Annotated in this window: 9 protein-coding genes; 3 read left to right on the plus strand and 6 right to left on the minus strand. The window is 65.2% G+C overall.

Annotation, left to right across the window (positions count from 1 at the left end):
• The first annotated feature begins 115 nt into the window (after positions 1–115).
• Together K2X24_RS21730 and K2X24_RS21735 are read left to right on the plus strand one after the other, a co-directional pair.
• Positions 116–676 carry a recombinase family protein gene (locus K2X24_RS21730; RefSeq protein WP_292501013.1) on the plus strand — a complete coding sequence of 187 codons (561 nt, stop codon included), beginning with the start codon at positions 116–118 and terminating at the stop codon, positions 674–676.
• A 191-nt stretch (positions 677–867) separates the two neighbouring features.
• Positions 868–1539, plus strand: coding sequence for a DUF1629 domain-containing protein (locus K2X24_RS21735; protein WP_292501016.1), 672 nt, complete (start codon positions 868–870; stop codon positions 1537–1539).
• A gap of 342 nt (positions 1540–1881) precedes the next feature.
• Here K2X24_RS21735 and K2X24_RS21740 read toward each other — a convergent pair whose 3' ends face one another.
• On the minus strand, positions 1882–2328 hold the full coding sequence (locus K2X24_RS21740; RefSeq protein WP_292501019.1) for a hypothetical protein: 447 nt from the start codon (positions 2326–2328) through the stop codon (positions 1882–1884).
• A gap of 153 nt (positions 2329–2481) precedes the next feature.
• Positions 2482–2970: a DUF892 family protein gene (locus K2X24_RS21745; RefSeq protein WP_292501021.1), complete on the minus strand. Its 489-nt coding sequence runs from the start codon at positions 2968–2970 to the stop codon at positions 2482–2484.
• 183 nt (positions 2971–3153) lie between these two features.
• Here K2X24_RS21745 and K2X24_RS21750 point away from each other — a divergent pair, with 183 nt between their 5' ends.
• On the plus strand, positions 3154–3771 hold the full coding sequence (locus K2X24_RS21750) for a TetR/AcrR family transcriptional regulator (protein WP_292501024.1): 618 nt from the start codon (positions 3154–3156) through the stop codon (positions 3769–3771).
• Positions 3772–4153: 382 nt separating this feature from the next.
• Here the strand turns inward: K2X24_RS21750 and K2X24_RS21755 are convergent, their stop codons facing one another.
• The 4 genes from K2X24_RS21755 to K2X24_RS21770 form a co-directional block, all read right to left on the minus strand.
• A complete protein-coding gene (locus K2X24_RS21755) occupies positions 4154–5086 on the minus strand; it encodes an NAD(P)-dependent alcohol dehydrogenase (RefSeq protein WP_292501027.1) in 933 nt (310 codons plus the stop codon).
• Positions 5087–5255: 169 nt separating this feature from the next.
• On the minus strand, positions 5256–6008 hold the full coding sequence (locus K2X24_RS21760) for an SDR family NAD(P)-dependent oxidoreductase (RefSeq protein WP_292501028.1): 753 nt from the start codon (positions 6006–6008) through the stop codon (positions 5256–5258).
• A gap of 226 nt (positions 6009–6234) precedes the next feature.
• A complete protein-coding gene (locus tag K2X24_RS21765; RefSeq protein WP_292501030.1) occupies positions 6235–7839 on the minus strand; it encodes an efflux transporter outer membrane subunit in 1605 nt (534 codons plus the stop codon).
• Between the two features lies 1 nt (position 7840).
• A complete protein-coding gene (locus tag K2X24_RS21770; protein ID WP_292501031.1) occupies positions 7841–9235 on the minus strand; it encodes a DHA2 family efflux MFS transporter permease subunit in 1395 nt (464 codons plus the stop codon).
• Positions 9236–9304 lie beyond the last annotated feature (69 nt).

Genomic DNA, 9304 nt, shown 5'->3' on the forward strand with positions numbered 1-9304 from the left:
ATGGGTATACCCAAATGGGGCGTAGCCGTGAGACGCGAAACACCGTCCCATTTGGATTGCTTTACGGCTTCTGAGACGGTACCCCCGAATGGTCTAGAACCATCCGGGACGTTTCATGGCTCGCATCGGCTACGCGCGCGTCTCTACCGTCGATCAGGACCTCGCTATCCAGCTCGCAGCCCTCAAGGTCGCGGGCTGCGATCCCATCCGTGCGGAGAAGGCCTCCGGCTCCTCGACCACCGGCCGAACCGAGCTGTCGATCGTCCTGGACTTCATTGGAGCCGGTGATGCCCTCGTGGTCACCCGCATCGACCGCCTCGCCCGGTCCATCGGCGACCTCCAGGACATCGTCCGGACGCTCAAGGCACGCGGTGCTATCCTGCAGGCGACCGAGCAGCCGATCGACACCGGCACCGCCGCCGGCAAGGCCTTCCTCGACATGCTCGGCGTGTTCGCCGAATTCGAAACCAACCTGCGCCGCGAGCGCCAGATGGAGGGGATCGCCAAAGCCAAGGCCGCTGGCATCTATAAGGGGCGGCGGCCCTCGATCGACACGGCCAAGGTTCGCGCCCTCAAGGCCGAAGGCGTGGGGCCCGCCGAGATCGCCCGCCGCCTTGGCATCGCCCGGGCTAGCGTCTACCGCGCCCTTGATGCGAAAGACGAACCATCGGCCTGAAGGGCTGGGTTCGACCCCCTACAGCCTCTCGAAACGGCCGCTTCGAGGCTGGTGAGACGCAGACGGACGACCAGGCTGGGTGGGGAGCGGACCCTGCGCAGTTGGTCATGATTGTTCCTTATGGCCAATTTGTCCGAGCAACGACGCAGACGCCGCCAGCAGAGCGATGAGCGTGCGAAAGGGTAGCGGGAATGGTTTGGGGACTGGTAGATCCTTCGAGCTTCGGCGAATTCTTCCCGAACGGCGATTACGTCGGTTGGGAAGAAGCGATCAAGCGATACTTCGATGTGGAGATGTCCGCAGAGCAGCGGGCGGCCCGCGATAACTGGGACGTCAGCTACCGAGGTGACGTGGCCCGCAAGTTCACAGAGGATTTTGGTCAACTCGAAGCACACGAACGCCCGACCGAGTTCAAATTGACGGAACCGCGCAAGTCGCTCGGCTCTCTCATCGAGCTAACGGGCCGCCTTCTCGCAGTCGATACAACGTTGAGGGACGTTATTGAGGCTTTGGAGCCGGGCGTCCACCAATTCTGGCCACTCCGGATCGTTACACCTAAAGGAAAAGAATATCCCGGTTCCTATAACGGCCTGATCATCCGACGCTTCCTCGACGGGTTTGTGTCGGAACAGAGCGAGGGCTTTCGGTTTACGTCTTCGACCTCACAGTTCGCTGCCGCCGACCGGGATACCAAAGCCGGGTATGCAGGCTTGGCTTTTGCACAGGATGTTATCGCCGGTGCGCATCTTTGGCGTGAGGACAAGCTGAGTTCGCCAAAGATCCTGATGTCGGATGCGCTGCAAGCCAAGATCGCCGCTCAAAATCTGCGTATCTTCAAGCATCACAAGATGAGAGTCGTTTAATTATAAGTTCCCCGTGCAGTTAGCTGTATGGTCTGGGTCCGCTATAGGTCGGGACTCGCCCGTCTGTTCTGCGACCGGGTTGGGTGGTTCTAGGACTATCCGCTTCTGGACGGGGAAACCTCAAAGCGGACCTAAACGCGCCGCCAACATCTTCCTCGGCGCACTCACCGGTCACGTCGTTTGCGACGTCCCGTTCCTGGTCGAGACTCCGGCGCCCACGCCCTAGGAAATCGAGCGTTGCGTCGCCCGAGTCGTTGTCATGTTCCTGGACCCGCCCGCCGGGATGAAGGGCACCGAACCCGGCGGTCGGTCCCCCGGGTCGGCGGTCGACCGACCGACGCCTCAGTCGCGTGTCGCCGAGTGATGGAACGCCACATGGCGTTCCATCCGACGGATCGCTTTCGGCCGACGAACCTGATCCTCCAGGGACGGCATCGCGACCGTTTCGGTTTGCGCCGAGTCGTCGGACGGCATCATGGCCGCACCTGCCGAGACGAAGCCGGCCATCGTCTTGACGTCCTCGGGCTGGCGAGGGTCCCGAGCGATCAGTGCCGCTTCCTGCTGAAGGCGAAGGTTGCAGGCCTTGGACGCCAAAGCGCCGTTCGGCGTGCAGGCGTCGTGACGGGCACATGCGGCGTCGAGTGCATCGACGGGCGCCAACGGAGCGTTGTTGCCCGGTCCGCAATAATTCCCGTGAAGCATCGGGCTTGGCGGCGACGCCGATTGGGCCAGCGCGGGACCTGCAAGGCAGGTCAGGAGAAAAACCGAGGTCGAGAACTTGATGATCATCTTGAGGGTACCCTGATGCGTCTCACCCCCTCAGGTGGTTCGCAACGAGGCCCGCCGGACGGCGGACGTGTCGACATCGTCGGGAGACGGAGCCGGCACACCCGAGTTGGGAATATGCCGGCCGTCGCATCGAACTTTGGGACGAAGAAGCGGCTAGCTGGCGCGCTTGTTGGTCCGCGCCTCGGAGACTTCGGTGTAGCGCTTGTCGTAGGCGATCATCTCGTCGGTCATGCGCTTGAGCTCCGCGGCGTCCTCTTCGCGACCGAGGTGCTTGGCGGTGGACGCGAGGGTTCCGTAGGCGGCGATGTAGTAGTGGATCGAGATCTGGGCCGCGGCGACGCCGCTGGCGTCCTTCACCTCGGGGTCCTTGGCGGCGTCCATCGTCTGGATGGTACCGGCCCTGATTCCTTCCATGATCTTGTTGGGCATGCCGCCCGGCTCGCCGCCGGCGTCCTTCAGGAGGCGGGAAATCGTCTCGGAGTGCCGTTCGGAGACGGCGGCGCCTTCCTCGGCGATTTTCCGAAGCTCAGGATCGCTAAAGTCCTTGGTAACCGCCTGCGCGGCTTCCTTGCCCTGCTCATCGGCGGTTTTGATTGCCTGCAGGCCCGTGACGTACCAGTCGGCGTATGCGTTCTGTGCCATGTCGAATATTCCGGATCATTAAATGAACGGTAGCGTTTATTTAATAAAGCGTTTGGGGTGTCTGCTTGTTCCGGGGCCAGGGAGATAATTGTGAGTGAGCGGATCGAAGAGCCGACCGGCACCGTGTCGGTCCGCCGACGGGGGCGGCCTCGCGCCGACCAAACGGGCGAGGTCGAGGCGAGGGTGCTCGACATCGCGACCCGTCTCTTCCTACATCAGGGTTTCGACCGAACGACGTACGAGGGGATCGCGGAGCTGGCCCACGCCGGCAAGGCGACCCTGTACGCCCGCTACCCGACCAAGGAAGCGTTGTTCAAGGAGGTGGTCCGGCGCAGGGTAGCGCTCTCGCTCGTGCGGATCTCGGACGGTGGCGACGGCGGCACCGTCAGGGATAGGATCCTGCGGGCGTGCGTCATGCTCGCGGACGAGACCTTCGTTCCGGACGTCATCGCGCTGATGCGTATCACCATCGTCGAGACGGAGCGCTTCCCCGACATGGCCCGGGTCTCCTACGAAATCGGGTTCGGGGGATGCGTCGGATGCGTCGCCGAGGCCATCGCCGGAGGCGTCCATGCGCCGGACCGGGTTTCCGCGGCCATCCCCATCGCCACCCGGATCGTTGAAATGGCGTTGCTACCGCTTCAGATCCACGCGCTCTACGGCGTCGATCTGGCCACGCTGCGCGAGCGTGCCCGCCGTGACGTTGCAAGCGTCGTCGACATGGTGGCGGACGGCCTGATCCCGTTCGGGGAAACGGGTCCGGACGGGATGTCCGATTGGGCCGGGCCGGGCGTACGCTGACCTCGGGATCGACGCGACGTCTCCCAGGATGCCCTTCTCGAAGGTGGTGCCATCACACGGCCAAGCCGAAGCGTTCCGTGCGGCCGATCACCTGTCATGGTGAGCGGCGACCGACCTGCGCGAGGGGGCGGAGCGCTGGTCGGTCGCCGTCATCACGAGGCCAGTGGCCCCGTGATCCCTGTCGCCCGAAGGGCTACCTGCGGATTGGTGCCAACCCTTTCCGGGATACCATCCCTGCTATCCCGGCCGCCGCCGGCAGGCGCCGGCCCTCGCCGTCTCAGGTCGAGGCCTTGCGCCGCCGAGGCTGACGGTCGGTCTCCCGTAACCAGGCAGCCCGGCAGGATACGGGCGTCATAATCGCCGGAAGCCGAGCGCAAGCTTCCTAATCCATGCTCACGACGCCCTTGCCGCCGATCCGGGTACCCGCCTCAAGCGCGGATATCATTTCGATTGCCCCGGTCAGCGGCACGATGCGACCCACGGGGAGACGAAGCTTTCCTTCCTTGGCCGCGCGGGCGATGGCATCAAGGATATCGGGTCGGGGCGTTCCGATGATGGGCTTCAACCTCGGGTCGAACATCGCGCGGATGAACTTGCCCGGGGTCGGGTTGAGGTCCAGGAAAACGCCACCCTTTCGCAGCATGCCGAAACCCGTCGCGAGGGGCATCGTGGCGGCCGTGTCGTAGACGACGTCGAACCGCTCCGCCAACTTCGACAGATCGGTTCGGCGATAGTCGAAGACGTTCGCGACGCCGAGTATCCTTGCCCGCTCCATCCCGTCGGCTCCGCAACTGCCCGAGACGGCGGCGCCCAGCATCCGCGCGATCTGCACGGCCGCCTCGCCCACGGCTCCGGCGCAGCCGTTGACGAAGACATGCTGACCCGCCATCAGCTTAGCCTTATCGACGAGGCCGTTCCAGGCCGTGATCCCGGGGGTCCCGAGGCAGGCCGCATCCTCGAAGGAGACGGCGTCGGGTTTCCTCGCCAGGAAACCCTCTTTCGTGACGACGGCCTCGCCGAGGGCGCCGCTCTGCTTGAAGCGGGCCATGCCGAAGACCGGGTCGCCGACCGCGAGGCGCGTCACCCCGGGGCCGACGGCCATGACCGTCCCTGAGAGATCCATGCCCATGGCGCGGGGAAATTTCCGCCCGGTCACGATCTTCATCCGACCGCCACGCACCTTCCAGTCGATGGGGTTGATGGCCGCGAACCGGACCTTCACCGCGACTTCACCCTTGCCGGGCGAGCCCAGTTCGAAGTCCTCCAGCCGCATCAAATCAGGGCCGCCGTACTTGTGGTATTGGATGCGCTTCACGGGTTGGGCTTCCTTCGTCGAGGGAACGGGTCCGTCGTTGGTGAAAAGACATCGGCGTCCGGGGATTCAGGTCGCCTTCGCGACGACCGAGCGAACCAGGGCGAACGTTCCGGAGCGGTCCGCCTGCGGTTCCCCACGCGAGCTGCCTCGCGCCATCTTCGAGTCCGCGCTAATCCAAGGGTGTCCTGTCGGCAGCATTGTTGATGATGTTGAATAAAAAGCCGGGGGCAAGGCGCGCCATGACGTAGAGTGCCTTGGTCTGCCCAGGACGCACCACGTCCCGGCCGGTCCGAAGGCCCTCCACGAGATCAGCGGCAACCTTGGCCGGTTTGATCTTGGGGCCGTCGTAGCGTGCGGTCATCTCGGTCGCGACCGTAGGTGGCAGCAGTTCGAGGACCTTCAGACGGCTCAGGCGAGTCTGCCAGCGCAGCGAACGCGTGAACGCGTGCAGTCCGGCCTTGGCCGCACTGTAGGCGGGCGTATTCCCGAACGGGGCGTAGACGAGGCCCGTCGTCACGTTGACGATGGCGGCTTCGGGACGCTCCAGCAACCGCGGCAGCAGCGCGGTGGCAAGGTGGATGGGGGCCTGCAGGTCGAGGGCGAGCTCACGGTCGATGCGGTTCTGGGCGTCAGGGGCGGTCAGCGCGAAATACTGCATCGTCCCGGCGTTGTTGACGAGGATGTCGAGCGGCGTTCCTCCGGTCGAGACGTGCTCGATCAGCCGCTCGCGATCCCCTGCGACCGTAAGGTCCGCTACGAAGGTCGTGACCCGGGGCGTGAGCCTTGCGACCGATTCCATTCTCGCTTGATCCCGTCCTACGACGAGGACGCTCGCCCCCGCCGCGCTCAACGCACGGGTTATCTCAAGTCCGATGCCGACGGCCCCGCCGGTCACGAGCGCGTGCTTGCCTTCGATCTCCATGGTCTCACCTTTCTCGAAGTCAGAATGCCGTTCCGCCACCGACGGCGGAACCGTTCGCCCGCGCGCTCGATGAGGGACGGCCCTTGGCCGAAGCAGGAGATCGCGAAGGCCAGTTCGGCGAACGGGGCGTCCCATCGGCTGTATTGAATCCTCCGTCGTTTCGTCGTCGGTCCGCGCGTCGTGGATCTGCACGGGGAGCGCCTGCATCAGGTCCGGGGTGTTCCGGTCATCGTCCCACGGATGCCTCGTGCACGATGTCCGACACCGGGATGCCCACCTTCTCCAGCGAGAGGGGGGGCGTCCGGCCACCCGGGAAGGTGGTTTCCCAACCGCCACCGAGCGCCTTCGACAGGGCGACGAAATCGGTTGAGATCGCGGCCGTCGCCTGGGACAGGTTGGTCTCGGCCTGCAGAACGGTCTGCGATGCCTGGAGGACGGTCGTGAAGATCTCCACGCCCTGATTGTAGCGTGCCCGGGAAAGGGCCAGCACCTGCCGCGCATCGGCGACCTGCCTGGCCAAGCGGCCCCGGCGTGCCTCGTCACCGCGCAGGGAAGCCAGCGCATTGACGACGTCGTGCCAGCCCTGGAGCACGGCCTTCTGGTAGGCGATGGCCGCTTCCTGCTGGCGGGCGCGCTGAAGAACCAGGTTCGACTTGAGCCGGCCGCCCTCGAACAACGGGATCGAGATCGACGGCCCGATGTTCATGTATTGCAGGGATGAGCCCCGGAAAAGCTTGCCCGGGTCGACCGCGTTCACGGTCGGGCTGCCGGTTAGCGTCACGCTCGGGAAGAACTGCGCCTCGGCGACACCGATCTCGGCCACGGCGGCATGCAGGTTGGCTTCCGCGCGGCGGATGTCGGGGCGTCGCAGAACCAGGCTGGACGGTACGCCGATGGGGACGCGTGGCGGCACCGGCGGGATCGACCGGCCGGTAACCAATTCCTGCGACAGGGCGAGCGGGGGCTCGCCGAGCAGCAGCGAGATCGCGTTGATCTGCTGGATCTCCTGCTGCTGCAGTTGCGGCAACTGCGCCTTGATTGCCTCGACCTGCTGGGCTGCGTTGGCCGTGTCGAGGCCGGTGACGAGGCCCTTCTGCTGACGTACCCGGACGACGTCGAGGATCTGCTCGTTGACTTGAATGTTGGCGAGGTCGATTCGGATCAATTCCTGGGTCCCGCGCAACTGCACGTAGTCGCGCGCCAGTTCGGCCTGGCTGGAGACCAGCGCATCGCGGCGCTGCTCGGCCGATGCGTCCGCCTGTGCTTGAGCGGACTCCACCGAGCGTCGGACCTTGCCCCACAGGTCAAGCTCCCACGACGCGTCGAAACCGAGGGTGTAGCTCTCGAAGCCGTTGGTCAGCGGCGCCGTCGGGTTGCCACCGCCGGTGCCGCCGCCAAGACTTCCGAGCGAGTTCGAAAGAAGGCCGATTGTTCCGTTCTTACTGAACTGCTGCCGATAGGCGCTGCCCTGGCCGTTGAGCGTCGGCAGCCCGGCGGCGGCGGCCGCACCAAGCTGGGCCCGGCTCTCGAACAGGCGCGCGGTCGCGGTCTGCACGTCGAGGTTCTGCGCGGCCACGCGGTCCTCAAGCTGGGACAGGACCGGGTCCCGGAATGCCTGCCACCACGCCACGTCCGGCTCGGCCTCGGTCGTGCGCGCCAGAAGCCGTCCCGCCCGACGGACGGTAAGTCCGGTGTCGAGGTAGTCGCTCGACTCCGCGAGCGGGGTCGTCGGGGTTGCGAAGTCCGGGCCTACCGTGCAGCCGGCGAGGCCGAGCACGGACGCGAGGAGCGCCGCATGGGTGCGTCGTTCAGGGTAACGGCGAAGCGTCATCTCAATGTCCCCCGCCGCCGCCTTGCGCGGTCTTGGCCGAAATCAGGAAGCACAGCGGGACGACGAGGAACGCCAGGAGTGCGGTGTATTGGTACACGTTGCTGTAGGCCAACACCTGGGCCTGCTTGATGTAGGTCTGGTAGGTGTGCGCCACGGCCTGTTGATGCACCATCGAGGCCGCCCGCCCGAGAGAGCGCAGCGTGTGCTCGCTCTCCTGGATCAGCAGGTTGTAGCCCTGGCGCAGCGGCGTCATGAATGCCGAGAGTTGGGCCTGGTCGGACTGCGTCCGCTCCGTCACCGCGGCGGTGGAAAGCGAGATCCCGATTGAGCCGAACACGTTGCGGAACATCGAGAACAGGGCCGATCCGTCGCTTCGGTAGCGGTCGGGCAGGGTCAGGTAGGCGACGGTGGAGATCGGCACGAACAGGAAGGCGAGCGCCGCGGTCTGCAGCGTGCGCATCCAGACCAAGGTCCGGAAGTCGATGTCGGGCGCGATCCGGCTCGAATAGAACATCGCGCAGCCCATGAAGGCGAACCCGAACATGATGATGTAGCGGGTCTGGACGAACTTCATCGCGATGCCGACGATGGGGATCAGCACGATGACCGCGACGCCACCCGGTGACAGGATGAAACCGGAATCGAGGGCGGTGTAACCCAGCACCTGCTGGGCGAATTGCGGGACCAGCACGGACCCCGCGTAGAGCAGTGCCCCGACGGCGCCGATGAGCAGGCAGCCGACGGCGAAGTTTCGGTCCTTGAATACGCCCAGGTCGACGACCGGCTCGTTGGCGGTCAAAAGCCAGCAAATCGCGCCGAAGATGCTCAGGAAAGCGATGACGGCCATGACGCGGATGAAGGGCGAGCTGAACCAGGCGTTGACCTCGCCGCGGTCGATCATGACCTGCATGCAGCCGATGCCGACGACGATCAGGGCCAGGCCGACGTAGTCGAGGCCGCGAGCGCGCTTCTTCTTCTCGCCGGGCGGATCCTGAACCAGGTAGGCGTTGACGAACAGGGTGAAGATCCCGATCGGCACGTTGATGAAGAAGATCCAGCGCCAGGTCGAGTGCTCGACGAGGTAGCCGCCCAGCGTCGGCCCGAGCACGGGTGCGACGACGGTCGCCACTGCCGTGACCCCGAAGGCGGCGCCGCGCTTGGCGGGCGGGAAGGTGTCGAGGATGATCGCCTGTTGGCTCGGCTGCAGGCCGCCTCCGAAGAAGCCCTGCATCAGCCGGAACATGATGATCTGGCCGAGGCTCTGCGATAGTGTAAAGGGCGGACCAATTCCAGGCCGCTGCGGCGGAGTAAAACCAGGCCAGTGCTCGCCGGCAGCTTGAACGATGAAGGGGCCCGATCGGGCCCCTTCATCGTTCTTGCCGATCCTATGGCTCAAGTCGGCAGGATCTCGCCGGTCTCAGGATCGTGAGCGTCGGTCGTGGCCTGGTTTTGCTCCGCCCTACCA

It is taken from the genome of Methylobacterium sp. (assembly GCF_019750675.1).
Taxonomy (GTDB): domain Bacteria; phylum Pseudomonadota; class Alphaproteobacteria; order Rhizobiales; family Beijerinckiaceae; genus Methylobacterium.